Consider the following 25,832-nt stretch of genomic DNA (forward strand, 5'->3'; position numbering starts at 1 on the left):
ACGGTTCCGGACGGTCGTCATCACTCGGCGGAAAACCCCCCTGTTTTTACTACCGACGAACGCTACCACAGGGTATGGAGCTCTCGGTAGTGGTCTCGACGCTCAACGACCGGGAGCAGTTAGTGTCGTGTCTCGACGCCCTCGCGGAGCGAACGCCCGCGTCGACGGAAGTGATCGTCGTCAACGGTCCCTCCTCCGACGGAACGACCGGCGTCGTACGCGAGCGCGCTGACGTGGACGTGCTCGTCGAGATTTCCGAGCGAAACCCCAACGTTTCGAGAAACGCGGGCCTCGGAACGGCCACCGGCGACGTCGTCGCCTTCCTCGACGGCGAGTACGCGATCGAACACAGCTGGTACGACGCCGTCGAACGGTCGATCGCCAACGGAACGGACGTCGTCACCGGTCCCGTAACGGGCGGTGGCACTGATTACGATCTTCGGAAGCCACGATCCATCGCGGGTCGCAGCGTCACGCACTTCGACGGCGACAACGTCGCGTTCGACCGAACCGTCCTCGAGGCCTTGGACGGGTTCGACGAGTACCTCGAGGCCGGCGGCGAGCGGGACTGTGCCCATCGCGTAGCCGCCCTCGGCTTCGACGTCACCTGGGACGCGGAGATGGCAGCCAGACTCGAGGTCGGGACCGACGGCGGCCAGACCGACCGCGACTGGGGGGCCACCTACCGCTCGCTCGCGTATCGTCTCGCGAAGAACTACGGGCCGCGACCGACCGTCCTCGGCCGAACCGTCGGCAGCGCGCTCCGCGACGGATTGACGAGCATTCGCGGTGTCCTCGCCGGTGACGAGAAGCCGACCGGGTGGGTGTCCGACGGCACCGACGTCGTCGCCAACACGGCCCGCGGACTGGGAGACGGCCTCCGTGCTCGCTACACCGATCGGTCGGCGCACCAAAACCCGAACGGGCTATCGGTGCGTCACGACCGGGCGGTACAGTTGTACGATCGCCGCGAGGAGTAGTCGATCCTGCCGTCGATTTCGGTACTCGGTGCGGAACGGCAGCGCTCAACTCTCGTTACTCGGTGCGAAACACCGTTCTCGAGTCCCGTTACTCGCCGCGGAACTCCGGCTCTCGATCCTCGAGTCGCGCCTCGAACCCCTCGCGGTAGTCGTCGGTGTCGTCCAACTCGTACCCTAACTGCCGTTCGTAGGCCAGCCCCTGCTCGAGCGGCATTTCGAAGGCGGCGTTGAGCGCTTTCTTGGCGTTTCGAAGTCCGAGCGGCGCGTTTTCACACAGTTCGTCGGCGAACGCTATCGTTCGCTCGTCGACGGCGTCGGTCTCGACGACCTCGTGGACCAGCCCCATCTCGGCGGCCGCCTCGGGGTCGACGAACTCGCCCGTGAGAACGATTCGCTTCGCGTTCGAGAGCCCGACCAGTCGCGGCAGGCGCTGGGTCCCGCCGCCGTGGGGAAAGGTGCCGAGTTGGACCTCGAGCAGCCCGTATCTCGCCTCGCGGCCGATGATCCGGAAATCACACGGGAGGGTGAGTTCGAACGCACCCGCGGGCGCGGCGCGTTTGATCCCCGCGACGACCGGTTGACGGGTCTCCTCGATGGTCTCGAGGAGGGCCGGGAAGACGTCGCGATCGATCTCGGAGTCGGGTTCGACCCGATCGCGCATCATCTCGAGGTCCATCCCGGCACAGAAGACGGGGCCCTCGCCGAGCAGCGTCGCCGCGCGAACGTCCTCGTTGTCGTCGACTCGTTCGAACGCCTCGCTCAGGTCGCACATGAGGTCGACGGTCATCGCGTTTCGCTTCTCGGGCCGGGAGAGATAGACGTCCGCCCGCGCGTCGTTCCAGTCGATCGCCGCGAGTCCGGTGCCGATGGATTCCATAGCCATTCGATCGATTGCCAGCCACGTAACTGTAGTAGCTAAGATTGTCCTGTTGCTCGGAGTGAGTCGTGAAACCGGCGTTCAGTATAGGTAGAGACGTTCCTACTCCGAGTCGGCCAGACCACGTGCGGTGGCGCGCGCTGAGCCGCGGTGAGCCGACGGTGAACCGCGGCTCGAATATGCGCGGGGTCGTCGCGAGTAACACGAGCGACTGCGTGGAAGACGCGAAGTGTCTTCCTTTGGATGAGCGAGCGACCGTGGAGCGAGCGAATCGGTTGGGGAGGACGTGGAAATCATCGCCGCCAGCGTGAGCAACATGCTCGAGTCGACTCCATCTCATTCATGAAACGAATCCGACATGCAAACCGCCGTTGCCGTAATTCCGGATGACGAATCGTCGGCCAGGTCAGAACGAATCGACTAACCCTCGAGCACTTCGTAGGAAACGTCCGCGTCCCGGAGCGTATCGGTCACTCGGCCGACTTCGTTGGCCGTGACGACCGCGGTCACCTCGAGGCCGCGTTCGGCTCCCTCGGCGGCGACCTCGCCGGCCGCGAACGGGAGGGTCGGATCGGTCCCGGCCTGCCGGCAGGCGACGACGGCTTCGACGCCGGCGGCGACGACGAGATCGGACTCGTCGCAGCGTTCCGACACCTGCGTCGAGTCGACCGCGCGACTCCCGCCGGTGCGAACCGCGGGGACCTGCAGGACGGTGACGGAGCCCGGCTCGAGTTCCATGACGCCCTCGAAACTCGTGACGCCGACGTCGGTGCCGGCCTCGGCGTCGGTCGTCGCGACACCCGTTGCCGGCCCCTCGCTACTGGGGGTCGCGTGGAGCAAGCCGTTCTGGACCGAGAGCGTGACGGTGTCGCCTTCCTCGACGTCGTCGGTCGCGAGGTAGGCCGCCTCGCTCATCGCACCGAGGACGTCCCCGGTCACGTGATCGGCGAACCGGCGGACGTCGTCGGCGGTTCCGAAGAGCCAGTCGACCCCTTCCGGCGTCACGCGATAGCGCGAACGGCCTTCCTTCTCGACGAGACCATCGTCGACGAGTTCGCGGATGTACTCGCTGACGGCCTGACTCGTCACGCCGACTTCCTCGGCGATCTCACCCTGGCTGACGGCGGGCTGGCGCTCGGCGATCTGGACGAGGATCCGAAAGCGCGTCGCGGCCCGCTTGTTGTCGAGGACGTCGACCATACGTCTACAGTTTCACGAGCGCGCCAAAAAGGTACGCGGTCGGCCGCGGATACGTCCGGCGATCGGTGAGTCACGGAAGACCAACGCCACGAAACGGCGATTTTCTCGGAGAGTCACGAGGCGTCAAGTTGATAGCAGGAGGGTGCTTCACTCTTCCATGAATATGTCGCCCGCTTCCGCCGCGATCGACACGGCGTCGGTCACCGGCCTCGAGGCTGCAGGCGCGACGCTGACGCCGGCAGTGCTCGGTTCGATGGGATTGACTGACGCGCTGGCGTGGGTCGCCATCGCGGCGTTTCTCGCCGCATTGCTCCTCCGATGGCAGGGCGTCCTCGAGCCGGCACGACACCTCGCGATGGGCGCCTGGCTCGCCTTCGGCGTCTTCTGGCTGACGATGGTGCCGTACTACTACTACGACGTCCAGAGCCCGCTGCAGACGATACTGGCGCTCGCTGCGCTCCCGCTGTGTGCCTACACGGGATATCTCCTCTGGGACGGACGCGACTCGCTGTTCCTCCTGACGAAAGCGGTCGCGTTCATGGGGCTCATCTACCTGCCCGCGGAGACGATTCCGATCGTTCGAACGTGGCTGATCGAGACGACTGCGGCCCAGACCCACTACGGAATGGAACTGTTCGGCTACAGTCCCGGTCTCACCGAAGGCACGAACGGCTACGAGAGTCGGTTCGACTTCGACTCCGAGGAGACGGTGACCGGACGGACCACCTACATCATCCTCGCCTGTACCGGACTCGGCAGTATGGCCATCTTCGGCGGGCTCGTCGCCGCCGTGAAGGCCCCGCTTCGGCGGAAGGCGACCGCCTTCGCGATGTCCGTCGGCGTCATCTGGTTCCTCAACCTCGTTCGAAACGTCTTCATCGGGTTGGCCTCCCCGTGGGGCTGGTTCCAGCAGGACTGGCTCGTCTCGTTCATGACCGCGTACATGGGTGCCGAGGAGAGTCGCGTCTCCTTCCTCGTCGCGCACAACTACATCGCACAGTCGCTCTCGGTCGTCGCCCTCGTCGGGATCACCTACCTGCTCGTCAAGATCCTCCCCGAGATCCTCGAGCCGCTCGAGGACGTCCTCTTCATCCTCACGGGCAACGAGTACGACCTGTTCGAGGCGCTCGGCAAGGACGACGTCCGGGCCGACGGTGGCCTCGACCAGCAGTGACCGAAACCGTCGACCTCCCCGTCTCGCCCGTCGGACGCGCGCTTTTCGTGCCCGAAGCCGATGCGCTCATCATTGCGGACGTTCACCTCGGCAAAGCCGCCGATTCGAGCGTCGACGCGCCAATCGACGACGGGCGAGACGTTCGCGACCGACTCGAAACCCTGCTCGCTCGCACGGACCCCGACACGGTCGTCGTCGCGGGCGACCTGCTCCACGCCTTCGACCGAGTCCCGCGCGGCGTCGAACGCGACCTGGCCGCCTTCGAGGCCGTCGCCGACGCGGCCGGTGTTTCCCTCGTCATCACGCCCGGCAACCACGACACGATGCTCGAAGGAGTGTTCGACGGCGAAAGGGGAGCCGAGTATCGCCTCGCGGACGGCGAAACGGTCGTCTGCCACGGCCACGAGGAACCCGACTGCGAGGCCGCTCGGTACGTTATCGGCCACGACCACCCGGCGCTCTCCGTCGACGGGCGAAAACTGCCGTGTTTCCTCTACGGACCGGGCGTCTACGAGGGAGCGGACGTGATCGTCTGTCCCGCGTTCACGACGCTCGCGGCGGGTGCGACGGTCAACGGCATGCGCGCGCGAGACTTTCAGTCACCGCTGGTCACCGCTATCGATCGCTTTCACCCGGCGGTCTGGGACGCCTCGAGCGAGGAGCCGCTGTGGTTTCCGCCGCTGGGCGAGTGTCGACAGCTGTTGTGAGCGACGGATTGACGGACTAGTTCCGGCGTATCCACCGGAGGAGTGTCTCTCCGAACCGGTGTAACAGCAAGACGATCAGGGATGCAACCGTCAGCGAGATGCTCATAACGACCACGAACAGCCGGGCGAGCCGTCGATCGACCCCTTCGGGTCGCCCTGTACCGTTTCCCGTCATTCCGTGAGGCTACCACCTGGAAACGGAAAGTGACCGTGCCTGATCGTCCGGGCCGCTGCACTCGGCTCCCCGCGACGCGGCGAGGTATCGCGTGCCCGCCGACAGAGTAGGCTACCGAGACAGGTCCTCGAGCACCGCGCCCGACGCGAATCGGCGCAGGTCGAGGGTCTCGAGATCCAGTTCCCGCTGCACTGCGGGGCAGGCGGGAAAGAGTACCTGAAAGCCGCGATCGAATCGATAGCCGTCCCGCTCGAGCGTCCGAACCCGGCCGCCGACCGTCTCGAGGCGCTCGAGGAGCGTGACGTCCACCCCGCCGCCGAGGTGGCGGGCCGCGACGAGACCGGCGAGTCCACCGCCGACGACGACCACCCGTGGAGTCGGCTGCATACGTCACCCGTCACACCGAGGGCGGTAAAATCGCGGACCTACTCATGCAGCCGATTCGGTGCTCGCGGCGCTCGACGGGCGCGTACGTCGACTGCAGTTGCACGTCACATATCCGTCAACACTCGCAGTGCGAACCCGGTAAGGATCAGGAGGATTCCGGCGATCATCGCGAACGGCGGAATCGGGACGGGGATGAGGACGACACCAACGACGATCATGATCGTCGAAATGCGAACCATACGGCAGCTACGACGGACCGCCAGGTAGGGCTACGGCAAGCATGCACAGCGACCCGCTCCGAGAGCCCGCCGCCCGGTCGACAACCCATCCCGCCGATATTTATGAGCTGCCGACTAGCTGTGTCACAGCATGGTTTCTGCGACCGTTACGCCGATCGAGCGCGGCACGATCACCACCGACGTCAACAACATCATCGAGGGCTTTACGCTGGGAACGGCCGACGAGCCGAATCCGGAGACGACGATGGGTGACGGCCCCGTCTACAACCTCGTGATCGAACACCCCGAGGCGACGATCCTCTGGGACACCGGGTCGCATCCGGAGGCCGATTCGGGACACTGGCCGCCGGACCTCTACGCCTCGTTCGAGCACACTGGCCTGCGCCCGCTCGAGGACGACCTCGCCGACGCGGGCTACGAAACCGACGATATCGACTGCGTGATCCAGACCCACCTCCACCTCGACCACGCGGGCGGCCTCTACGCGTTCGAGGGCACCGACACGCCCGTCTACGTCCACGAGCGGGAACTGCAGTTCGCCTACTACAGCGCCAAGACGGACGCGGGGGACGAGGCCTACGTCGCCGGCGACTTCGACCGCGATCTGAACTGGGAGATCGTTCACGGCGACCGGGAGTACCGCTTCGAGGACCTCGAGTTCGTCCACCTCCCCGGTCACACGCCCGGCCTCCTCGGCGTGCGACTGGACCTCGACGACGCCGGAACCGTCGTCCTCGCCGGCGATCAGGCCTACACGCGAGCGAACTACCGCGACGAGCAGCCGATGGGCGGCCAGTTGCTCTGGAGCAAGCGCCACTGGCTCGAGAGCCTGCGCACCGTCAAAGACCTCGAGCGTCGCCACGACGCGACCGTCATCTGTGGCCACGACGGGGACGACCTCGAGACGTTGGAATCGCTGTAACGTCGCGAACGAGTCGGGGAGTCCGTCGCAACTCCGCGCTCGACTGCCGCGACCGGACTGCCGTAGCCGACACGATTTTCCCCCTCGGAACGGCGATAGGTGTATGGAATCCGCTGACGAAACCGACCGGCCGGCGTTCCAGCCCGTCTTCGAGAACCGCGTTCGATTCGCCGAAACCGACCAGCAGGGAATCGTCTTCTACGGCGAGTACTTCACCTTTCAGGACGAGACCGTCTCCCAGTTCTTCCGAGAAATCGACTACAGCTACGAGCGGATGGAAGCCGACGGCTGGCAGGTCCACGTCGTCAACACGGAACTGAACTATCGCGACGCGGCCGAGTTCGGCGACGTGCTCGTCAACGAACTGCGCGTCGCCGAGATGGGGACGGCGAGCATCACGTTCGAGTACCGCGCGAGACGGAAGTCCGACGACCGACTGCTCGCCGACGGCAGCGTCACGCAGGTCGCCGTCGACCTCGAGACCGAGGAACCGATCGCCGTCCCCGACGCGTTCCGGGAGGCCGTCGCGGCGTTTCAGGGCGGTCTCGAGACGGCCGACTAGCGGCGTCACTACTCGAGGTCGGGTCCGAGTCCGAAAAATCGTCCCGAAACGGCGCTAGTGAACGCCGACGTACGCCTCGCGAACGTACTCGTTGTCGTGGAACTCTTCGGAGGTCCCCTCGAGTTCGATCTCGCCGGTTTCGATCAACGAGAGCCGTTCGGCGTGACGAAGCGCGAACGTCGAGTTCTGCTCGGCGAGGAGGATCGTGAGTCCCTCGTCCTGAAGCCGTTCGATCGCTTCGCTGATGTCCTGGATGATCACGGGTGCGAGCCCGATCGTCGGTTCGTCCAGCATGAGCATCTCGGGATCGCTCATCAGCGCGCGACCGATGGCGAGCATCTGCTGCTCGCCGCCGCTCATCGTCTCGGCTTCCTGCTCGCGACGCTCGTCCAGCCGCGGGAACAGTTCGTAGACCATATCGAGGTCCGCCTGGACTGCGTCGCGATCGTCTCGGAACTGAGCGCCCATCAGCAAGTTATCGTGGACCGAGAAGAACGGGAACAGATCCCGGTCCTCCGTGCAGTAGATCAGTCCCTCGTGGACTCGTTGCTGTGGGCCGACCGTCGCCAGATCCGTTCCGTCGTAGGTGATGGACCCCTCGTAGTCGACGAAGCCGGCGACCGCGTTCAGCATCGTCGTTTTGCCGGCCCCGTTGGGGCCGATCACGCCGTAAATCTCGCCCTTCTCGACCGACAGCGAGACTCCCCGTAGCGCGTGTGACTTGCCGTAGTAGACGTTGAGATCTTGAATGTCGAGCATTGTATCGGACATTATATTCCCTCCCCAGCGAGGTAGGCCTGCTGGACCTGCTGGTTCTCGGCGATCTCCTCCGGGGAGCCCGCCGCGAGCTTTTCGCCGTTGTTGAGCACGACGACTCGATCGACGAGTTCCATCAGCCCGCCCATGTTGTGGTCGACGACGACCATCGTCATCCCTTCCTCACGGAAGCGCTCGATCTGCTCGGCGAGGGCGGTTATTTCGGCCTGATTCATCCCGGCGAACGGTTCGTCGAGCAACATCATCTCCGGTTCGGTCGCCAGCGCCTTGGCGATCTCGAGTCGCCGGACGTCCGCGTGGGGCAACTCGTCGGGCATCTCGTCGAGTTTGTCCTCGATGTCGATCCGTGCGGCGTACTCGTAGATCTCTTCGTCGCTGGCACCGCCGTGGAGTGAGGCGATGCTGTTCGGCAGCGTGAACAGCTTGATGTTGCCGGCGACGGGGTAGAGATCGATCGGGTTCGACTCTTGAGAGACCCGCGAGAGGCCCTTGTTGACGACTTCGTGAGTCTTGTCGTCGGTGATCTCGTCGCCGTTGAACCGGATCGTTCCCTCGGTGACGTCGTAGATGCTCATGATGCAGTTGAACACCGTCGACTTGCCCGAGCCGTTCGGGCCGATCAGACCGACGATCTCTCCCTCGTCGACTTCCATCGAGAAGTCGTCGACGGCGACGAGCCCGCCGAATCGTTTCGTGAGCCCGTCGATCTCGAGGACGCTCATTTCTCGTCACCTCCGATCGCTCCGAGGCGGTGCCAGATCATGCGGAACAGTCCGTCTCGTGCGAACACGAGGACGAACAGGACCAGCAGCCAGAGCATGACCCAGCGCGTGGAGTGGCCGAACCAGAGACGCAACACTTCGTCGCGCAACAGCACGAACAGGAACGCGCCCCCGATCGGACCGAGGACGGAGCTCATGCCGCCGATGACGGCCATCGCGATCATCTCGATACTCCGTTCGACGACGACGAAGGTGTACGGATCGACGTTGCCGCCGAAGTGGGCGAGCAGGACGCCGCCGATCCCCATCGTGAGCGAACTGAGGACGAACGACCAGAGCTTGAACTTGGTCGGGTTGAGTCCGGCCGCGGAGACGGCGGACTCGTTCTCGCGGATCGCGACGAGGATCATCCCCACGTTCGACCGGGCCACGAACGTCAACGCGGCTGCGATGAACAGCATCGGGATGAGCATGTAGTAGTACCGCATCGTGAAGTCCCAGGTGAACACGTCGACGGCCTGGAACCCGTTCTCACCGCCGAACGTGCCGCTGAATCCAATGGTCAACCGGTAGAACAGGAGCACGGCGACGAAGGTCACGAGCGAGAAGTACGGCCCGGACAGTCGAAGCGAGGGGAGCCCGATGAGCAGTCCCAGCAGCAAGGCTGCGAGGATCGAGAGCGGGATCGTGAGCCACATCGCCATGTCGGGATTGACGTGGACGACCAGCAGCGCGGTCGTGTAGCCGGCAGCGGCCGATAGCACCGAGTGGCCGAAGCTGATGTACCCGGTGTAGCCGCTCTGGATGTCCCATCCCATGGCGAAGATCGCCCAGATACACGCGAGCGTGAGCGTTCGCATGTAGTTGCCGACGAGCAACGGCGCCCAGGTCGGGACGGAGAAGAGTGCGAGCAGCGACACGACGAGCGCGCCGAGTTGCAGACCGGTAACTTCCCCGAAGTACGATCCGAGGGTGCGGTTGAACAGGTTCGCACCGGGCTGGAACGCCCGATCGACCGGTCCGAGGACGCGGTTGGCCGCTCGACCGCCCGGCTCGAGGATCGTTTTGCGAACGGTGCTTCGTAGCTGTCCGACGCGCGTAATATCTTCACTCATGGACGAACTCCCTCCCGTACAGTCCCTGTGGGAGCAGGAACAGCACGACGAGTAGTATTACTAACGAGAGGATTCCCCGGAAGCCCTGTCCCATCACGGCGACGGTGAGCGTCTCGGTGTACCCGATCAGGTAGGCGGCGATGATCGAGCCCTTGATCGAACCGATGCCGCCGATGACGACGATGATGAACGCCAGTGCAAGCGGGTTCAGCCACATCAACGGCGTCGCAGCCTGATTGCCACCGAGGAAAATCCCGGCGATTCCCGCGAGTGCACCGGCGATGACCCACGTGCGCGTCTGCACCGAGTGCAGGTTAACGCCGGTGAGCTGTGCACCGCGTTCGCTCATCGACGTCGCGAGGATCGATCGGCCGCCGTCGGTCTGGGTCACGTAGTACCACAGCAGGCCGATGGCGAGCCAGGAGATGACGAATCCGGCAAGATCGTTGTACGAGACCGACGTCCCGGCCAGACCGACGGAGCCGCCGATGACCGTGTAGGAGTACGGCTGGTCGCCGAAGATACCGAGTGCAACCTCCGTCCCCGCAGTCGCGACGACGACCGTCGCGAGGAACGTAATTATGGGGTTATCTTCTATGTATCGGACCAGACCCATATACAGTCCGAGCGAGAGCAACGCGATGATCGCCACAGCGAGCGGGAAGACGACGATCTGGGGCAATGCAACCGATTCCCAGATCACGTCTCGGCTCAGGATCATGAACACGTACGCGCCGGACATGATCAACGCACCGTGGGCGAGGTTCAACACGCCACCGACGCCGAAGATCATCGTGAATCCGATGGCGATGAGTGCATAGAGGGCACTGATCATCGCCCCGGTAACCAGTATCGAGAGGAACGATTCCAACATTCCTAGCTCATCCAGTGGGGTGCCGTGTGGTCCTCAGTTCGGTGCTTCTCGGGGAACACGCACTCGATGTCGCCTTCGGGGAGCCACTGGGTTACCGGGAAGTTCGTGATCGTCCCGTCGTCGTCACGCTCTTCGACGTTATCGTGTGGATACTCGTCGTCCTCGCCATAGAACGAGATGTCGGCTGCGGTACCCGTGTACTCCATCGACAGCATCGAGTCGACGATGTCGTCGAGATCGCTGTCGTAATCTGCCGTACCCGCGTCTTCGACGGCCTCCGTGTACAGATGGATCGCGTCATAGGTGTTGAATCCCATGTACATTGGGAGCGACGGTGCGTCGTCGTCGTCCTCGATGAACGCCTGGTAGTCCTCGACAAAATCGAGCGTCTTGTCGGTGATGTCGGTCGTGCCGGCGGCGCCCGACTGCGACGTTGTCTCGTAGGTCGCAGCCCCTTCCGAGAGTTCGTAGAAGTCCGGCGTCATGGATGCGACGTGGATCCCTTCGATACCGAAGTCGAGTTCCTCACGGTGCCACGCCCCGAGCAACTCGGAGCCGATAATGTGAGCGAAGAACCGGAAGACTGCGTCGGGTTCCGCCTCGACGAGATCGCTCACGACGGGGCTGAAGTCGTCGATCTCAGTCGACAGTGTCTCCTCGTGGACCACGTCGTAGCCACGATCCTCGAGTTCCGCAGGCAGGTTTTCGGTAAACGGTTCCGTCCAGGCTGCGTCGTCTGCAAGGTATGCGAACGTATCCCAGCCGTGTTGCTCGTTGAGGTAGTCGGCGTAGTCACCCATCGCCTCGGACTGGAAGTTCGAGTTGATCGGGCCGGATCGGAAGATGTTCTTGTGTGCGTCGTAGTCCGAGCCGGTCGATCGCTCGATGATCGCCGGTGATGCCGATCCAGTGACGATGTACGGCACACCCTCCTCGGCGATCATATCCATAATATTGAGCGAAACCTCACTGGCGAAGGTCCCGATGATCACGTCGACGTTCTCCTGATTGATCAACCGAGACGTCTCGTCCTGGGCTGGCGAGGCCTGACCGCGAGTGTCCGCGGTGATGAGTTCGACCTCCTGGTCCAGAATCCCGCCATCGTCGTTGAGTTCTTCGACGGCCATCTGTGCGCTTCGGTCGGACCCAGCCCCCTGGGTGTTTTCCATCGGCGCGAGATGGCCGATTCTGAAGACATCGTCGTCGTCGCCGCTGATACAGCCCGCGAGCGTCGTCGTTACCGCACCCGCACCGGCAGCCCCCAGAAACGTTCGTCGTCCAATCGCACTTTTCCCCAATTTATTCGAGCCGCAAATATTATTGTCGTTAGTCATTATCAACCACTTAGGTACCGTTTCCCATCCACCCCTTCCGATCCGTACTTAATAAATATGAGGGAAGTTAGCAAATATCGGTTGGAGGACAAACATCTGTGTGTTGGTGAGCCTTTTCAGATAACATTGTCACTGCAGTTTAGCCCACAGGATACCACTGATTAGACGACCGACTGCGGTGTCACCGTTCCGTCTAACAGACGATACTCACCGTTTTCGCGTGCGACGACCCCTTCGTGAAACAGGTGGTCGAGGTGGGCAAACGCCTCCCCAGGCCCGTGGACGACGTGGATCCCCTCCAGGTCGCCGAACAGCTCCGCGCTGACCGTCCACGCGTCTGCCGGCCCCTGCTTCCGGAGGACGTCGAGAATCGACTCCGTTCGATCCCGGTGATGTCCGATAATCTCTCGTGTACGGGCAGTCGGCGTTTCGATCGGATCGCGGTGGCCGGGCCAGACTCGCTCGTACTCCCGGGCTGCGATTCGCTCGAGGGTGTCGAGGTACGTCGCGAGCGGACGCTCGACGCGGACGTCGGCGCCGCCGACGTTCGGTGTGTACACCGGCAAGACGGCGTCACCGACGAACGCCGCCGATCCGTCGCTCGTCTCGAAACAGCAAAGCCCCGCCGCGTGACCGGGTGCGTGGACCGTCTCGAGGCTCCGGCCGCCGACCTCGAGCACCGTGCCGTCATCGATCGGTGTTACGTCGGCCGGCTCGCCTTCGGTATGGGACAGTTCCGTGAGAAAGGCCAGTAACTCCGCCTGTTGCTCGTCGGGGACGCCCCACTCGTCCAGGTACGCTCGTCGCTGCTCGTCGACGGCAGCCATCGCGTCGGAATCCTGCTCCACGAGTGGCGCGTCGGCCTCGTGGACGTACACCGTCGCGCCGCTTTCCGTCTGGATCTCGCCGGCGAGTCCCGCGTGATCGACGTGGAAGTGTGTCAGGACGATATCGTCGACGTCCGAAAACTCGTAGCCCCGTTCGGCTAATCCATCGCGGAGTTCCTCGCGAATGTCGGTCGTCGCGAGGCCGGTATCGACGAGTGCGAGTTCGTCGTTCGCCTCGTCGGCCAGGACGTACACGTTGTTTCGCCCCTCGAACTCGTCGTTCCCCAGCGTGATGCGGTTCATGTCGTCACTGCACAGGCTATCCGCTCGTAACTGTACTGGTAGCGGCACCGGTTCTGGAATCGGGGGACGGGTCGGCGGAAATCAGGTACGTGCAGAGATCGCCTGATCGCAGAGACCGATTGACTACAGAATCAACGGTCACAGAACCGACTGGCCACAGAATCGAACGGCTACAGCAATCAGTCAACTACAGCACGTGTCCGTGCTCAGCTCTCGAGTTCGGTACGCAACAACTGGTTGACGTCACCAGGGTCAGCACTCCCGCCGGTCTTTTGCATAACCTGGCCGACGAGGAAGTTGATCGCCCCGTCGTCGCCCGACTCGTAGTCGTCGACGGCGTCGGGGTTCTCGTCGATCGCCGCGACGACGGCCTGCTGGACTTCGTCCTCGTCGGTCTTGCCGAGCCCTTCGTCCTCGACGATCTCGTCCGGCGCTTTTTCGTCGTCGAGCATCGATCGCAGCACCGTCTCGCGGGCGTTTTTCGCCGTGATCTCTTCCTCGGCGACGAGTTCGACGAGTCGCGTCACCTCCTCGAAGCGTCCCTCGAGATCCGTAATCTCCATGTCGCGGTAGTTGAGTTCGCCCAGCAGGTTGTCCGCGACCCAGGTGGCGGCGAGGTCGGGATCGAACTCGCTCGCGACGTCCTCGTAGAAGTCCGCGACCTGCTTCGTCGAGGTCAGTTTCGAGGCGGCCTCCTCGTTCAGGCCGTACTCCGCCTGGAACCGCTCGCGTCGCGCGGAGGGGAGTTCCGGAATCGAGATCTCGTCCTTCCAGTGGGAGACTCGCAGCGGCGGCAGATCGGCCTCCTCGAAGTAGCGGTAGTCCTTCTCCTCTTCCTTCGAACGCATCGAGACCGTGATCCCGCGGGACTCGTCCCAGTGGCGGGTCTCCTGTTCGACGGCGCGACCGCGCTGGATGGCGTTCTTCTGGCGGGTCTCCTCGTAGGCCAGGGCCTTCTGGGCGCCCTTGTGGCTCGAGATGTTCTTGACCTCCGTCCGATTCGCGGCTGCGAGCGCCTCCGCGCCGATATCGGTCACGTCGCCGCTCTCGATCTCGTCCTCGGGGATGATCGAGAGGTTGGCGTCGATTCGCAGGCTGCCGTCCCGTTCGGCGTCGAAGACGCCCAGGTACTCGAGGACCTCCTCGAGTTTCGCGAGGAAGGCGCGAACTTCGCCCGGACTGCGGAAGTCGGGAGCCGTGACGATCTCCATCAGCGGCGTCCCCGCGCGGTTGTAGTTGACGAGGGTGTACTCCGCCGAGTCGATGCCGCCACCGCCGCCGACGTGCTGGAGGCTGCCCGGATCCTCCTCCAAGTGGGCGCGCTCGATCGCGACCGTCCGACGCTCGCCCTCGACCGAGACCTCGAGTGCTCCCTCCTGACAGATCGGTTCGTCGTACTGGGTGATCTGGAAGTTCTTGGGCAGGTCGGGGTAGTAGTAGTTCTTCCGGTGGAACCGGGTTTCTTCGGGGATGTCGGCGTCGATCGCCTTGCCGATCTTCACGGCGCCCTCGACGGCGGCTTCGTTCAGTACCGGGAGCGCGCCGGGCAGTCCGAGACAGACCGGACAGACGTTCGCGTTCGGCTCGTCGGTCTGGTCGGTCGAACAGCCACAGAAGATCTTCGTGTCGGTCTCCAGTTGGACGTGGACCTCGAGGCCGATGACGGTCACGAGATCACCCTGCTGGACGGTCTGGGCAGTCATTGGGCCTCGATTCGGGCCCGCAGGGGTAAAGCGTAACGACTGACGGTGCGCCGCGGTACACTCGTATTACATCGACGGTCGAACAGGTTACGGTCTCGATTACTCAATTCGATCGGGAGAACGGTCTCGTGTCTTTTTGCTTCGCGAACACGCACAGTAAACGTGGGTGTGATCAATGTCAACAAGTAGCTTTCGGTTGTCCTGGCGACGGTATCGCGCGATACCGATCGTCTACCGAATCGGTGCCGCGTTCGTGCTCGGATCGATCGTCGGTCTGCTCGTCGGCGAACCCGCAACGGTACTCCAGCCACTGGGCGATATCTTCGTCCGGCTGCTGAGTATGATCGTCATCCCTATCGTGATCTTCACGCTGTTGATGGGGATCAGACGGATCTCGCCGTCGACGCTGGGGAAGGTTGGTGGACAGGTGATCGCGTTGTACGCCGTCATGTCGGCGATTGCAGTGTTCATCGGGCTGGCAGTGGCAAACCTCGTCAATCCCGGGACAGGGATGACCCTCGCGGAGGACGTGGAGTTCGAACCGGCGGATACGCCCGATTTCGCCGAGGTGTTGATCGGCATTGTCCCGGAGAACCCGATCGGGGCGATGGCGGAGGGCGACGTGCTCGCGACGATCTTCTTCGTCATCGTCTTCGGACTCGCGCTCTTGTTGCTCGAAGAGAGCACCGAAGACGAGGCCGTCCGATCGGGTGTCGAGTCGATCTTCAACATAGTCGAGGCTGGTACCGAGGCGCTGTTCAAGATCGTCTGGGGCGTCATGGAGTACGGCGTTATCGGCGTTTTTGCCCTCATGGCGGCGGTCTTCGGCGAGGCTGGTGCCGATGCGATCGTCCCCTTCGCCATGTTGATTGCGGCGCTTACCGCCGCGATCCTGATCCACATCGGGGTCGTCTATCTGGGCGGGCTTATCATCGTACTCACCCGGCAGTCGCCGATCGCGTTTCTTGCAGGTTCGAAGGACGCGATCGTGACCGCGCTCTCGATTCGCTCCTCGAGCGGGACGCTGCCGGTAACGATGGCCAACGCCGACGACAACTTGCGAATTAACGAGGGTATCTACGGGTTCTCGCTGCCCCTCGGCGCGACGATCAACATGGACGGAACGGCGATGTACCAGGGCGTCGTGGCCATTTTCGCCGCCAACCTCGTCGGCGTCCAGTTGACCCTCGTCGAACAGGTAACGGTCGTCCTTATTGCTGTGCTCGCGAGCATCGGCGCCGGGGGCGTCCCCGGCACGGGACTGATCATGCTGACACTGGTGCTGACGCAACTCGGCCTTCCCCTCGAGGTCGTCGGCTTCGTCGCCGGCGTCGATCCCATCCTCGATCGGCTGCGGACGATGACGAACGTGACCGGCGATCTGGCCGTGACGACGGTCGTGGCTCATTGGAACGACGCGATCGACTTCAACGGCGGCTCCTGGGTCGACCCGACACGCGGCCTCGAGATCGGCGACGACACCGCCGCGAGCGGGGACTGATCCCGCTCACGGCGTCCCGCCTCGGAATCGCCGCTTCGGTTCCGTCGCCGCGCCGAATCCGTTCTCGAAAAAAGGGGAGCGGTGCGCTTCGGACGGGCCGGGTTCCGGCCCGCCGACTCCGATCACTCGTCGCGCGTCGTCGTCGAATCGGTGTCCGCCCCGATCGTTACGACCGCCGTTCCGAACGGTTGCAGCGTCTCCTCGAAGGTCGCGGTCGATTCCGTGTCCGGGAAGATCCCGATGATGTGAGCCGTTTCGTCGCCACCGTTGTAGAGGCCGTGCGGCGCCATTTCGGAGACGACGGTACACTGTCCGTTCCGGAGGTCGATCGTGTCGTCAGCGATCGTCGCCTCGACCGCCCCGCGGTCACCACGAGCAGTTCCTCGGTGCTGTCCCGGTGGGACGGCAGGTAGTTTCCGGGCTCGATTTCGATGCTGACGATCATCATCTCCTCGGCGCCGGCGTCGGTCCCGTTCGGCATCCCCGGCGTCAGCGGGAAGTACCCGCGCAACCGGGCGTGTTCGTCGCCCTCTTGATAGACGTCCGCGCCCTCGAACTGGTACAGATCGACGGCTCGAGGCACCCCGGTGTTCGACTTCGATGTAGTTGCCATACTGTCTCTCCTCGGTGATTGCGGGTCGTCACGCGACGGCGTGAAAAGTGCCAACTCGATGCGGGGCGGCCTGAATCACGTAGACAAACGCGCGCTCAGAACACAACGGTTCCTCACGGCGGACGGAGAGACCCCCTCCCGACAGAACGGGGCGACGGCACACTGCGGGATCAGATCCGGCGGTAGCGGGACTCTCTTTCTGCGAGGAGAGAATCCGCCCTTCAGGGCGGGGAGGACGTCACCTCGCTTCCTCGAGTTCCTCGAGCGCCTCCGGATTCTCGATGCTGCTCATATCGCCCAGATCCTCGCCCGTGTACGTGGCCTCGATGGCTCGGCGGATGATCTTGCCCGACTGGGTCTTGGGGAACTGGTCGACGAACAGGATCTCGCGCGGCCGGAACGGCTTCCCTAACTCCTCGCCGACCTGCGCGCGCAGTTCCTCGCGCAACTCGTCGGTCTCCTCGTAGCCGTCGTCGAGGACGACGTAGGTGACGACCGCCGTCCCGGTCGTCTCGTCCGGGGCCCCGATAGCCGCGGCCTGGTTCACCGACTCGTGGTCGATGAGGGCCCCTTCGACCTCCGCCGGGCCGACCTTCCGTCCCGCCACGTTGAGCGCGTCGTCGGCCCGACCGTGGAGGAACCAGAAACCGTCCGCATCCTTCTGAGCCCAGTCGCCGTGGTTCCACAGGTCCTCGAACGTCGACCAGTACTCGTTCAGGTAGCGCTCGTCGCCGGACCAGAGCGACTTCGTCATCGAGGGACAGGAGTCCTTGGCGACGAGGAAGCCGCGCTCGTTGTCCTCTTTCACCGACTCACCCTGCCGATCGACGATATCGATATCCATGCCGAGCCCCGGCCCGCCCAGTGTACACGGCTTCAGCGGTTCGGTCGGCATCGGCATCAGGAAACAGCCGCAGATCTCCGTGCCGCCGGAGATGTTGATGATCGGCGCCTCGCCGCCGCCGACGTTCTCGTAGAACCACTGCCAGGATTCGGGGTCCCAGGGCTCGCCGGTCGAGCCAAGCAGGCGGAGCGAGGAGAGGTCGTGTCCGGAGAGCCAGTCGTCGTCTCCGGCTCCGCCGGAGCCGGATGGCTCGTCAGACTCCGTCTGACGCTTGCCGTGCTTGCGGAGCGCCCGAATCGCGGTCGGCGAGATGCCGAACTGCGTGAGTTTGTGCCGGTCGATCATCTCCCAGAAGCGATCCGGTTCGGGGTAGTCGGGTGCGCCCTCGTACATGAAGACCGTCCCGCCGAAGGTGTGGGTGCCGATGAGGGTCCACGGTCCCATCATCCAGCCGATATCGGAGACCCAGAAGAACCGGTCCGAGGGTTTGAGGTCCATCCCGAAGTAGACCTCCTTGGCGCACTGTACCTGCACGCCCGCGTGGGTGTGGACGATCCCCTTCGGTTTGCCCGTGGTGCCTGAGGAGTACAGCAGCATCGACTCCTGACTCGAGTCGAGCGACTTCGTCTCGTAGGCGTCGTCCTGCGTTTCGACGGCGTCGGTCCACCACTCGTCGCGGTCGTCGCGCCAGGGAATTTCGTGTTCGGTGGCCGAATCGCCGGCACCGAGTCTGTCAAAGACGATCGTATTCTCGACGTGTCCCGCTTCCTCGATGGCCTCGTCGGCCGCCGATTTGAGGAAGACCGGCTTCCCGCGGCGGTAGAAGCCGTCACCGGTGAACAGGAGTGAACACTCCGAATCCTCGATCCGAGTCGCGGCCGCGTCGACCCCGAAGCCGGAGAAGATGGGGACAGCGATCGCGCCGACCTTGAAACAGCCGTAGAGGATCGAGACGACCTCGGGGACCATCGGCATGTAGAGCCCGACCGTGTCGCCCGTCTCGATGCCGCGTTCCTCGAGCGCGTTCGCGACCTGATTCGACTGTCGGTGGAGTTCGTGGTAGGTTACCTCTCGGACCTCGCCGTCTTCGCCCTCCCACATGGTCGCGACTTTGTTTCGCCGTTCGTCGTCGACGGCGGCGTGGCGATCCACGACGTTGTGGGCCACGTTGAGTTCCCCGCCGGGGTACCAGTCGGTGAACTGCGGCCCCTCGCTGTCGTCTCGTACCTCGTCGTACGCCTCGTAGAACTCGATGTCGAGGTAGTCGACGAGCTCGTCCCAGAACCAGTCGACTCCGCTCTCGGGTTCGCCGTCGACCTCGCTCGTCGTCCGCTCGATGAGATCGTCGTAGTCGTCGATCCCGTACGTCTGCATGAAGTCGTAGACGTTCGTCGACTCGACGAACTCTTGGCTCGGTTCGTGGACGATCTGATCGACGTCTTCGAGGCTCGGATCGGTAGTGTTCCCTGTCATCGTTACTCGTAGGTTAGCGTCATGCCCCCATCAAACATTAGGTCTCCGCCGTCGAGGTGTCGGCCGAGATTGGAGAAGCCGATCAGATAGAGGTTGGCGACGTCGACCGGTTCCATCATCTCCTTGACGCGGGACTGGCCGAGCATCACGTCCTGGATCACCTCGTCGACCGAGATGCCGCGTTGTTCGGCGGTGTCCTCGAGCTGGTCCGTCACCAGCGGCGTCTTCACGTAGCCGGTGCTGACCGAGAACGCGCGGATCTCGCCCTCGCCTTCGGCGGCGATTGACTGGGTAAGGCCGCGCAGGCCGAACTTCGAGACGTTGTAGCCGACCTTGTCGCTGGTGACGTAGTGGCCGTGAACCGAGCCCATGTTGCCGATACAGCCCTGGCCGTTCTCGGTCTCCCGAAAGTGTGGCATACAGAGCTTCGAGAGGTACAACGGCGCTCGAAGCATGATCCGGTGCATGAGGTCGTACGTTTCCATCGGGAAGTTCTCGATCGAGTCGATGTGTTGCATCCCCGCGATGTTCGCGAGATACTTGAGGTCGCCGTGCCGTGCGGCTTCCTCGACGATACGTTCGAGATCGTCGTCGTCGGTCAAGTCCCCGACGATCGACTCGATCTCGCCCTCGAGACCGAGTTCCTCGCCGCGGTCGATCGTTTCCTCGAGTCCGTCCTCGTCGATGTCCGTCGCGGCGACCGTGAGCCCGTTTCCGGCGGCAGCGAGGGCCGTTGCCCGCCCGATCCCCGATCCGGCGCCCGTTACGAGACAGACGTTCCGGGCGGTAAACGCGTCGTCGTCGATCGATTGAATATCGTCCTGTGTCACCGTCGGCGGCGTAACCTGATCCTGAGACATATCTATCGCTCGGTGTACGTTACCTCGGGACGCGCTAAAAGTCGTCTGTTAACATATCAACGGTCGTTTCGTCTGGCCATTCCGTGTGCGCGCCTATTCGCCGGGTAGGTGGCTCGAGAGTTGACGATTCGTGCGGATTTGCAAAATCGTATACGTATCCCGCGTCAGTGATCGAAAAATTCGAGTCGGAGAGATGCGATTACGGATGAGTAATATTAATACCTTGTATGTGATTTGCTCTCTAGTAATGATCGATCTCGATATCGACATGCGGCAGTACGATTGCCCGTTCATCGATACGACTGACGATGTCGATATCGCCTTCTCGGCCGTCCAGTGGCAGTTGGACACCGACGACGAAAAACTCGAGACGCGACTCATCGCGAAGGGGAAGTCGACAGGCGCGCTCGAGACCGGGCTGCGCGAACTCCGCGAGCACCCGAACATGACGGAGTGTTACATCCTCTCGAAGCGCGACGCCGTCGCCCAGATCGGAACGAAGATCGAGGAGACGAACGCGATGCGAACGATCGACCGGAACGGCGGTTACATCACCGGTCCGTTCCGGATCGAAGACGGCCGCGAACGGTGGCACGTCGGCTTCGACGACGACGAGGACGAGGATCACACGCTCGCCGAACTCGAGCGCCACAACGACTACACCGTCGAAGATCGCGACCAACTCGGCCCGACGGCGCTGTTCGACCTGCTGGAGAACTCCGATAGCGCGATGCGGCTGCTCGAGGGCTGTCGATCGCTCACCGAGACCGAGCGCACGACGTTCGAGGTCGCCTCCAGAGCGGGCTACTACGAGACGCCGCGCGAGACGACGCTCGAGGAACTGGCCGACCACTTCGACGTCTCGAAGACGGCCGTTTCGATGAATCTGCGCCGCAGCGAACGGAAGGTCCTGAAGGCGGCGTTGACGGCCCTCGAAAACATCGACGACGGCGAAAGGCACTGAGAACTTCCTCTCGTCGACCTCTAGTCGGAGTCCGTATCCGATCGTCCGAGCGATGAGACGCGACGCGATACCTCGACGGCCGACTCGAGCGACCGATCCGCGTCCGAGCCGCGTCCGAGCCGGCTTCGACGCCCCGTCCTCGAGCGTTGTCTCCGACGCGAGTCGTGACGACGATACCGAACGCGACGGACGCGAGTAGTCCGCCCCGCGATTCCGCATCAGGCCTCGAGAATCTCGTCCTCGTCGTCCTCGGGAACCGCGAGCGACCCGTCTAAGACGGACACGCCGCGTCCGCCGACCCGGACGCTACCGTCGACGCGAGCCCGAACCAGCCCCGGGCGGTCGACGTAGTGGCCTTGCTCGAGGCGGAGCTCGTCGGGGAAGTCGTCGTCGAACGCGCCGAACCGATCGAGATACGCGCTGACGGATCCGCTCGCGGTGCCGGTGACCGGGTCCTCCGGCACGCCGGCCCCTGGCGCGAACATTCGGCCGTGAAGCGTCGACTCGCGGTCGAGCGCGTCGAACGTGAAGAGATAGATGCCGGTGGCGTCGAACTCCTCGGTCAGGTCCTCGATCGCGTGCATATCGGGGTCAGCACTCCCGAGGTCCGAGAGGTAGGTGATCGGGACGATCAGGAAGGGGAGGCCCGTCGAGGCCACCGCGAGCGGAATGTCGTCGCTCGCACCCTCGAGGGCCGCCTGACCGACGCCGAGCGCGTCGGCGACGCGGTCGTAGCCGACGTCGACCTCGCGGATCTCCGGCGTGTCCTGTGTCATCCAGACCGTGCCGTCGGGTTCGAGTTCGATCTCGAGTTCGCCGACGTTCGTCTCGAGGGTGTACGTCCCGGTCTCGAGGCCCTCGTCGTGGAGGTGGGCGAAGCTTCCGATCGTCGCGTGTCCGCAGAGGTCGACCTCCTGCGTCGGCGTAAAGTACCGAACCCGGTGATCGGCGGTCTCGCTCGAGCGAAGGAACGCCGTCTCGCTGACGGCCATTTCGGCGGCGATCGATTGCATCTGGCCGTCGGAGAGGCCGTCGGCCTCGGGGACGACGCCGGCGGGGTTCCCCGCCAGCGGCTCGTCGGTAAAGGCGTCGACCTGCAAGATCCGAGTCGTGTCCATACCACGTCCGTGGGACGAACGACGTATCAATCTACTGTCCTCGGTATCGCCGTGACCGTCGACTCCGGACGGCACGGTTCGTCGACCGTTCTCAGTCGTCGCCGGTCTGCTCGACGGACTGGCCGTCGTCCCCGACCGTCGGCAGATCGCCCGACTCGTGCGTCCCGACCGGCGGACGGTTCACCTCGGCCGCGGCCGAGGCCTCGAGATCGGTCGTCGACTCGAGTCGCTCCATCGTACCCGCTTCTCTGGCGTCCTGATCGATCCGCATCGAACAGAACTCGACGCCGCACATCGAGCAGAAGCGAGCCTCCTTGTAGTTGTCCTCGGGCAGCGTCTGATCGTGATAGTCCCGAGCGCGGTCGGGATCGAGCGCGAGATCGAACTGCTCGCGCCACTCGAAGTTGTAGCGCGCCTCCGAGAGCGCGTCGTCCCAGTCGCGCGCGCCGGGGCGTTCGTTCGCCACGTCGCCGGAGTGGGCGGCGATCCGGTAGGCCGCGAGGCCGTCGCGGACGTCTTCCTCGTCGGGGAGGCCGAGGTGCTCTTTCGGCGTGACGTAACACAGCATCGCCGCGCCGGCCTCGGCCGCCATCGCGGCCCCGATGGCGCTCGTGATGTGGTCGTAGCCGGGCGCGATGTCGGTCACGAGCGGCCCGAGGACGTAGAACGGCGCGCCGTCACAGACCTCTTGCTGGCGCTCCACGTTCTCGGCAACCTTGTGCATCGGGACGTGACCCGGACCCTCGACCATCACCTGCACGTCGTGCCCCCAAGCGCGACGGGTCAGTTCGCCCAGCGTATCCAACTCGGCGTACTGAGCCTCGTCACAGGCGTCGGCCAGACAGCCGGGTCGGAGGCTGTCCCCGAGGCTGAAGGTGACGTCGTGCTCGGCGAAGATCTCGCAGATCTCGTCGTACACCTGAAACAGCGGGTTCTGTTCGCCGCGGGCCTCCATCCACGACGCCATGATCGACCCGCCTCGGGAGACGATTCCCGTCTTCCGGCCGTCGGTCAACGGCAGGTGTTCCGCCAGAATCCCGGCGTGGATCGTCATGTAGTCGACGCCCTGTTCGGCCTGTTTCTCGATGACCTCGAGCAACAGCTCCGTCGTGATCTCCTCGGGATCGCCGGCCCGCTTTACCGCCTCGTACAGCGGCACCGTGCCGATCGGCACCGGCGAATGTTCGACGTGCGTCTCGCGGATCTCGTCGAGATCGCTTCCGGTGCCGAGATCCATCACCGTGTCCGCGCCGTAGTGGACCGCGGTGTGGAGTTTCCGGAGTTCCTCCTCGAGATCGCTCGTCGTCTCGCTGTTGCCGATGTTCGCGTTGACTTTCGTCGCGAACGCGCGGCCGATGATCATCGGATCGAGCGCGTCGTGATTGACGTTCGCCGGAATCACCGCCTGTCCCTCGGCGACCTGTTCCCGGACGAACTCCGGCTCGCGGTTCTCGCGCTCGGCGATCCGTTCCATCGCGTCGGTGACCGTCCCCTCGCGGGCGGCTTCGATCTGTGTTCGCGCCATCGATAACTAGGTTGTATCATCGAGTTATATAGGAGTTGTGCTGTCCGCGGCGAGACCGAACCCACGGTTACTGACGATCCTCAAGTCGGGATCGATGATCGGTGCGACACCGATGGCGGTCAGTAGCGGTGATTCAGGCTCCAGTTCAGACCGTCGAACACGTGCAGTGGTGCGCGCTGCGGCACGGCGAACGAACAGTGAGTCGTGCCTCAACGACGTGCGAGGTCGTCGCGAGTAGCGCGGGACCTTGGTCCCGCGGACCGGGCGAATAGTGCGAGACCGCAGGTCTTGCAGACCATGCGAGTAGTGCGGGACCAACGGTCCCGCATACCATGCGAACGGCGGCTTTGCCGCCGTGAGCAGACGGGCCGATGGCCCGCGAGCAGACGGGTGCGAAGCGCCCGTAAGCAGATGAAATGAGCGACTGCGTGGAAGACGCAAAGCGTCTTCCTATGGACGAGTGAAAGAGCGGTAGCGACTGAACGTTAGCGCGGAACCGGCGGTTCCGCGAACCATCCTTACGGCGCAAAGCACCGTGCGGAGAAATCGGCTGGGGAGGACGTGGCAATCACCGCCGCCAGCGGCAGCAGCGTACTCGTCTTCGTGGAGCCACGTTCAAACAGGTCTGTGCTGTCCAAACGAACGTAAACAGTTGTACCGCGAGGAGAACGATCTACACGGGAGGATACATCACTCGAGCGTCCCGACGGGCCCACCACGAACACGAACGGTCAGCGAGTCCTCGAGACCGTCGGGGACCGAGACTGGAATAGTCACCGCTGCCTGCCCGCGTGACTCGGGGCCGTCGTCCACGGGAATCGTAACCGTCCTCTGCTCGTCCTCGATGGCGAGCCAGTACGCCCCGGGCTCGGCACCGACGGTGACCACAGCCTCGACGCTCTCGCCCGGCCGAATCCGATCCTCGAACCGAATCGACTCGAGCGAGAGCGACGGCGACTCGAGGTCGACCGAGAGCGTGTGATCGAGGGTCGTCGTACGGACAGGTATCTCGGCGCTCCCGTCGACATCACCGCCCGTATCCGGTTCGTCGGTCAGAATCTCGACGCCGAGTTCGGACTCGACCAGCGCGATCCGGTTGCAGATCGTCTGCTCGGCCGAGCCGGCGAAGAGCAGGCCGACGAGCGCCCCGTCCTCGAGGAACACCGGCGACCCGCTGTCGCCGCCCTCGGACATCGGGCCGGTAACCAACTGCTCGCGGAGCAACACCGGGCCGTGGTCCTCGCCGAAGTTCACGCGAACGCTGGCGCTGGTCGCCTCGATTTCGGCGCTCGTGACGCCCGTCGTGCGCCCCGTCTTCGTCACCGTCTCGCCCTGTAGCGCCTCGTACTCCTCGCGTCGGATACCGGTCGGCCATGACGCCTCGAGTTCGAAGTAGTCTGCTGACTCTAGCTCGCGCTCGACGGACCGGGCGGCAACGTCGACGCGGACGCCCTCCTCGATGGGAACGTAGCCGACGAGTTCGCCGACCGCGTCGTCGGCTTCCCCGCCGTCGTGAGGCGAGGGCTGGAGGATCGGTGCACCGGGGTCCGCGGCGTTCGACCGGGCGTAGACGTGGTTGTTCGAGAGGCGAACAAGGTCTCCCGACTCGATATCGTCGCGCCAGACGATATCTTCGGCGTCCGGATCGGTGACGCGTGCCGGGTACGGCCCGCCGGTTCCCGCCGTCAGATTCGTGTTGCTCTCGCTGACGCCGGCGGGTACGGGTCGGTGGCGTCCCTCTCGACCGGGTGCGGCTTCGGGGACCGTCTCGAACATCGACAGCGCGTCGAACCCCTCGCGCTCCTCGTCGTAGCCCGCGTCGACGACGTCGATAGCGACGTCGTCGCCCGCGTCGGCCACGCGCTTCTCGACGTCGTCTTCGTCCGCGAGACAGTCGGCGGGCTCTTTCTGGGTGACGAAGACGGTCACCCGATCCTCGCGCTCGTCGTAGTCGACGCCGATCACGTTCTTGCACTCGAGGAGGTACTCGTAGTCCTGGGTAGTGGGCATGGGCTATCTCACCGTCTTCCACAATATTCTTCCCACTGCATATTGA

General features: G+C 64.0%; 23 protein-coding genes and 1 pseudogene. 7 read left to right on the plus strand and 17 right to left on the minus strand.

Annotation, left to right across the window (positions count from 1 at the left end):
- The first annotated feature begins 74 nt into the window (after window positions 1–74).
- Complete coding sequence (locus tag ACSFC7_RS12005) at window positions 75–980, plus strand: glycosyltransferase family 2 protein (RefSeq protein ID WP_436342998.1); 906 nt, start codon at window positions 75–77, stop codon at window positions 978–980.
- A gap of 88 nt (window positions 981–1,068) precedes the next feature.
- Here the strand turns inward: ACSFC7_RS12005 and ACSFC7_RS12010 are convergent, their stop codons facing one another.
- Entirely contained in the window at window positions 1,069–1,857 is a 789-nt protein-coding gene (locus ACSFC7_RS12010) for an enoyl-CoA hydratase/isomerase family protein (protein ID WP_436342999.1), read from the minus strand.
- A 420-nt stretch (window positions 1,858–2,277) separates the two neighbouring features.
- Entirely contained in the window at window positions 2,278–3,057 is a 780-nt protein-coding gene (locus tag ACSFC7_RS12015) for a DUF7839 domain-containing protein (protein WP_436343000.1), read from the minus strand.
- Between the two features lie 163 nt (window positions 3,058–3,220).
- Between ACSFC7_RS12015 and artA the strand changes: the two genes are divergently transcribed.
- Window positions 3,221–4,231: an archaeosortase A gene (gene artA, locus ACSFC7_RS12020; protein WP_436343001.1), complete on the plus strand. Its 1,011-nt coding sequence runs from the start codon at window positions 3,221–3,223 to the stop codon at window positions 4,229–4,231.
- On the plus strand, window positions 4,228–4,938 hold the full coding sequence (locus tag ACSFC7_RS12025; protein WP_436343002.1) for a metallophosphoesterase: 711 nt from the start codon (window positions 4,228–4,230) through the stop codon (window positions 4,936–4,938). Before artA ends, ACSFC7_RS12025 begins: the two co-directional genes overlap by 4 nt.
- Window positions 4,939–5,242: 304 nt before the next feature.
- On the opposite strand, the pseudogene ACSFC7_RS12030 reads toward ACSFC7_RS12025, so the two are convergent.
- Window positions 5,243–5,500, minus strand: a pseudogene (locus ACSFC7_RS12030) (NAD(P)-binding protein); the annotation flags it as partial.
- Between the two features lie 104 nt (window positions 5,501–5,604).
- Window positions 5,605–5,739 carry a transporter gene (locus ACSFC7_RS12035; RefSeq protein WP_436343003.1) on the minus strand — a complete coding sequence of 45 codons (135 nt, stop codon included), beginning with the start codon at window positions 5,737–5,739 and terminating at the stop codon, window positions 5,605–5,607.
- Between the two features lie 130 nt (window positions 5,740–5,869).
- On the opposite strand from ACSFC7_RS12035, the gene ACSFC7_RS12040 reads away from it, so the two are divergent.
- Together ACSFC7_RS12040 and ACSFC7_RS12045 are read left to right on the plus strand one after the other, a co-directional pair.
- Window positions 5,870–6,661: an N-acyl homoserine lactonase family protein gene (locus ACSFC7_RS12040; RefSeq protein ID WP_436343004.1), complete on the plus strand. Its 792-nt coding sequence runs from the start codon at window positions 5,870–5,872 to the stop codon at window positions 6,659–6,661.
- Between the two features lie 103 nt (window positions 6,662–6,764).
- Window positions 6,765–7,223, plus strand: a complete 459-nt coding sequence (locus ACSFC7_RS12045) for an acyl-CoA thioesterase (RefSeq protein ID WP_436343005.1) — start codon at window positions 6,765–6,767, stop codon at window positions 7,221–7,223.
- A 54-nt stretch (window positions 7,224–7,277) separates the two neighbouring features.
- Here ACSFC7_RS12045 and ACSFC7_RS12050 read toward each other — a convergent pair whose 3' ends face one another.
- The 7 genes from ACSFC7_RS12050 to gatB all read right to left on the minus strand — a co-directional run bounded on the left by ACSFC7_RS12050 (window position 7,278) and on the right by gatB (window position 14,878).
- Window positions 7,278–7,994: an ABC transporter ATP-binding protein gene (locus ACSFC7_RS12050; RefSeq protein WP_436343006.1), complete on the minus strand. Its 717-nt coding sequence runs from the start codon at window positions 7,992–7,994 to the stop codon at window positions 7,278–7,280.
- The gene (locus ACSFC7_RS12055; RefSeq protein ID WP_436343007.1) at window positions 7,994–8,722 is read right to left on the minus strand and encodes an ABC transporter ATP-binding protein; all 729 of its coding nucleotides are present in this window, start codon (window positions 8,720–8,722) and stop codon (window positions 7,994–7,996) included. The genes ACSFC7_RS12050 and ACSFC7_RS12055 overlap by 1 nt, the downstream gene beginning before the upstream one ends.
- Window positions 8,719–9,837, minus strand: a complete 1,119-nt coding sequence (locus ACSFC7_RS12060) for a branched-chain amino acid ABC transporter permease (RefSeq protein ID WP_436343008.1) — start codon at window positions 9,835–9,837, stop codon at window positions 8,719–8,721. The genes ACSFC7_RS12055 and ACSFC7_RS12060 overlap by 4 nt, the downstream gene beginning before the upstream one ends.
- The gene (locus tag ACSFC7_RS12065; RefSeq protein WP_436343009.1) at window positions 9,830–10,711 is read right to left on the minus strand and encodes a branched-chain amino acid ABC transporter permease; all 882 of its coding nucleotides are present in this window, start codon (window positions 10,709–10,711) and stop codon (window positions 9,830–9,832) included. Before ACSFC7_RS12065 ends, ACSFC7_RS12060 begins: the two co-directional genes overlap by 8 nt.
- Window positions 10,712–10,713: 2 nt before the next feature.
- Complete coding sequence (locus ACSFC7_RS12070) at window positions 10,714–12,048, minus strand: ABC transporter substrate-binding protein (protein WP_436347951.1); 1,335 nt, start codon at window positions 12,046–12,048, stop codon at window positions 10,714–10,716.
- A 158-nt stretch (window positions 12,049–12,206) separates the two neighbouring features.
- Window positions 12,207–13,175 carry an MBL fold metallo-hydrolase gene (locus tag ACSFC7_RS12075; RefSeq protein WP_436343010.1) on the minus strand — a complete coding sequence of 323 codons (969 nt, stop codon included), beginning with the start codon at window positions 13,173–13,175 and terminating at the stop codon, window positions 12,207–12,209.
- A gap of 206 nt (window positions 13,176–13,381) precedes the next feature.
- Window positions 13,382–14,878 carry an Asp-tRNA(Asn)/Glu-tRNA(Gln) amidotransferase subunit GatB gene (gatB, locus tag ACSFC7_RS12080; RefSeq protein WP_436343011.1) on the minus strand — a complete coding sequence of 499 codons (1,497 nt, stop codon included), beginning with the start codon at window positions 14,876–14,878 and terminating at the stop codon, window positions 13,382–13,384.
- A 175-nt stretch (window positions 14,879–15,053) separates the two neighbouring features.
- On the opposite strand from gatB, the gene ACSFC7_RS12085 reads away from it, so the two are divergent.
- Window positions 15,054–16,379 (plus strand): dicarboxylate/amino acid:cation symporter, encoded by a 1,326-nt coding sequence (locus tag ACSFC7_RS12085; RefSeq protein WP_436343012.1) that lies wholly within the window; start codon window positions 15,054–15,056, stop codon window positions 16,377–16,379.
- Between the two features lie 122 nt (window positions 16,380–16,501).
- On the opposite strand, the gene ACSFC7_RS12090 is transcribed toward ACSFC7_RS12085, so the two are convergent.
- From ACSFC7_RS12090 to ACSFC7_RS12100, 3 genes are all read right to left on the minus strand, one after another.
- Window positions 16,502–16,669 carry a hypothetical protein gene (locus tag ACSFC7_RS12090; RefSeq protein ID WP_436343013.1) on the minus strand — a complete coding sequence of 56 codons (168 nt, stop codon included), beginning with the start codon at window positions 16,667–16,669 and terminating at the stop codon, window positions 16,502–16,504.
- A 561-nt stretch (window positions 16,670–17,230) separates the two neighbouring features.
- Complete coding sequence (locus ACSFC7_RS12095; protein ID WP_436343014.1) at window positions 17,231–19,309, minus strand: AMP-binding protein; 2,079 nt, start codon at window positions 19,307–19,309, stop codon at window positions 17,231–17,233.
- A 2-nt stretch (window positions 19,310–19,311) separates the two neighbouring features.
- Entirely contained in the window at window positions 19,312–20,169 is an 858-nt protein-coding gene (locus ACSFC7_RS12100) for an SDR family oxidoreductase (RefSeq protein WP_436343015.1), read from the minus strand.
- Between the two features lie 247 nt (window positions 20,170–20,416).
- Here ACSFC7_RS12100 and ACSFC7_RS12105 point away from each other — a divergent pair, with 247 nt between their 5' ends.
- Window positions 20,417–21,133: a helix-turn-helix domain-containing protein gene (locus ACSFC7_RS12105; RefSeq protein ID WP_436343016.1), complete on the plus strand. Its 717-nt coding sequence runs from the start codon at window positions 20,417–20,419 to the stop codon at window positions 21,131–21,133.
- Window positions 21,134–21,351: 218 nt separating this feature from the next.
- On the opposite strand, the gene ACSFC7_RS12110 is transcribed toward ACSFC7_RS12105, so the two are convergent.
- The 3 genes from ACSFC7_RS12110 to ACSFC7_RS12120 all read right to left on the minus strand — a co-directional run bounded on the left by ACSFC7_RS12110 (window position 21,352) and on the right by ACSFC7_RS12120 (window position 25,786).
- Window positions 21,352–22,251, minus strand: a complete 900-nt coding sequence (locus ACSFC7_RS12110) for a PhzF family phenazine biosynthesis protein (RefSeq protein WP_436343017.1) — start codon at window positions 22,249–22,251, stop codon at window positions 21,352–21,354.
- A gap of 91 nt (window positions 22,252–22,342) precedes the next feature.
- On the minus strand, window positions 22,343–23,776 hold the full coding sequence (thiC, locus tag ACSFC7_RS12115) for a phosphomethylpyrimidine synthase ThiC (RefSeq protein WP_436343018.1): 1,434 nt from the start codon (window positions 23,774–23,776) through the stop codon (window positions 22,343–22,345).
- Window positions 23,777–24,466: 690 nt separating this feature from the next.
- On the minus strand, window positions 24,467–25,786 hold the full coding sequence (locus tag ACSFC7_RS12120) for a hypothetical protein (protein ID WP_436343019.1): 1,320 nt from the start codon (window positions 25,784–25,786) through the stop codon (window positions 24,467–24,469).
- Between the last annotated feature and the right edge of the window lie 46 nt (window positions 25,787–25,832).

This window comes from Natronorubrum halobium, assembly GCF_051351675.1.
Taxonomy (GTDB): Archaea; Halobacteriota; Halobacteria; order Halobacteriales; family Natrialbaceae; genus Natronorubrum.

What these genes read in the sequence shown, in the direction of transcription:
- ACSFC7_RS12040 (WP_436343004.1), top strand. Translation starts at nt 5,870, where the DNA reads ATGGTTTCTGCGACCGTTACGCCGATCGAGCGCGGCACGATCACCACC.
- ACSFC7_RS12045 (WP_436343005.1), top strand. Translation starts at nt 6,765, where the DNA reads ATGGAATCCGCTGACGAAACCGACCGGCCGGCGTTCCAGCCCGTCTTC.
- artA (WP_436343001.1), top strand. Translation starts at nt 3,221, where the DNA reads ATGTCGCCCGCTTCCGCCGCGATCGACACGGCGTCGGTCACCGGCCTC.
- ACSFC7_RS12035 (WP_436343003.1), bottom strand. Translation starts at nt 5,739, where the DNA reads ATGGTTCGCATTTCGACGATCATGATCGTCGTTGGTGTCGTCCTCATC.
- ACSFC7_RS12055 (WP_436343007.1), bottom strand. Translation starts at nt 8,722, where the DNA reads ATGAGCGTCCTCGAGATCGACGGGCTCACGAAACGATTCGGCGGGCTC.
- ACSFC7_RS12085 (WP_436343012.1), top strand. Translation starts at nt 15,054, where the DNA reads ATGTCAACAAGTAGCTTTCGGTTGTCCTGGCGACGGTATCGCGCGATA.
- ACSFC7_RS12120 (WP_436343019.1), bottom strand. Translation starts at nt 25,786, where the DNA reads ATGCCCACTACCCAGGACTACGAGTACCTCCTCGAGTGCAAGAACGTG.
- ACSFC7_RS12015 (WP_436343000.1), bottom strand. Translation starts at nt 3,057, where the DNA reads ATGGTCGACGTCCTCGACAACAAGCGGGCCGCGACGCGCTTTCGGATC.
- gatB (WP_436343011.1), bottom strand. Translation starts at nt 14,878, where the DNA reads ATGACTGCCCAGACCGTCCAGCAGGGTGATCTCGTGACCGTCATCGGC.
- thiC (WP_436343018.1), bottom strand. Translation starts at nt 23,776, where the DNA reads ATGGCGCGAACACAGATCGAAGCCGCCCGCGAGGGGACGGTCACCGAC.
- ACSFC7_RS12100 (WP_436343015.1), bottom strand. Translation starts at nt 20,169, where the DNA reads ATGTCTCAGGATCAGGTTACGCCGCCGACGGTGACACAGGACGATATT.
- ACSFC7_RS12110 (WP_436343017.1), bottom strand. Translation starts at nt 22,251, where the DNA reads ATGGACACGACTCGGATCTTGCAGGTCGACGCCTTTACCGACGAGCCG.
- ACSFC7_RS12010 (WP_436342999.1), bottom strand. Translation starts at nt 1,857, where the DNA reads ATGGAATCCATCGGCACCGGACTCGCGGCGATCGACTGGAACGACGCG.
- ACSFC7_RS12105 (WP_436343016.1), top strand. Translation starts at nt 20,417, where the DNA reads ATGATCGATCTCGATATCGACATGCGGCAGTACGATTGCCCGTTCATC.
- ACSFC7_RS12090 (WP_436343013.1), bottom strand. Translation starts at nt 16,669, where the DNA reads ATGGCGCCGCACGGCCTCTACAACGGTGGCGACGAAACGGCTCACATC.
- ACSFC7_RS12065 (WP_436343009.1), bottom strand. Translation starts at nt 10,711, where the DNA reads ATGTTGGAATCGTTCCTCTCGATACTGGTTACCGGGGCGATGATCAGT.
- ACSFC7_RS12095 (WP_436343014.1), bottom strand. Translation starts at nt 19,309, where the DNA reads ATGACAGGGAACACTACCGATCCGAGCCTCGAAGACGTCGATCAGATC.
- ACSFC7_RS12060 (WP_436343008.1), bottom strand. Translation starts at nt 9,837, where the DNA reads ATGAGTGAAGATATTACGCGCGTCGGACAGCTACGAAGCACCGTTCGC.
- ACSFC7_RS12050 (WP_436343006.1), bottom strand. Translation starts at nt 7,994, where the DNA reads ATGTCCGATACAATGCTCGACATTCAAGATCTCAACGTCTACTACGGC.
- ACSFC7_RS12075 (WP_436343010.1), bottom strand. Translation starts at nt 13,175, where the DNA reads ATGAACCGCATCACGCTGGGGAACGACGAGTTCGAGGGGCGAAACAAC.
- ACSFC7_RS12005 (WP_436342998.1), top strand. Translation starts at nt 75, where the DNA reads ATGGAGCTCTCGGTAGTGGTCTCGACGCTCAACGACCGGGAGCAGTTA.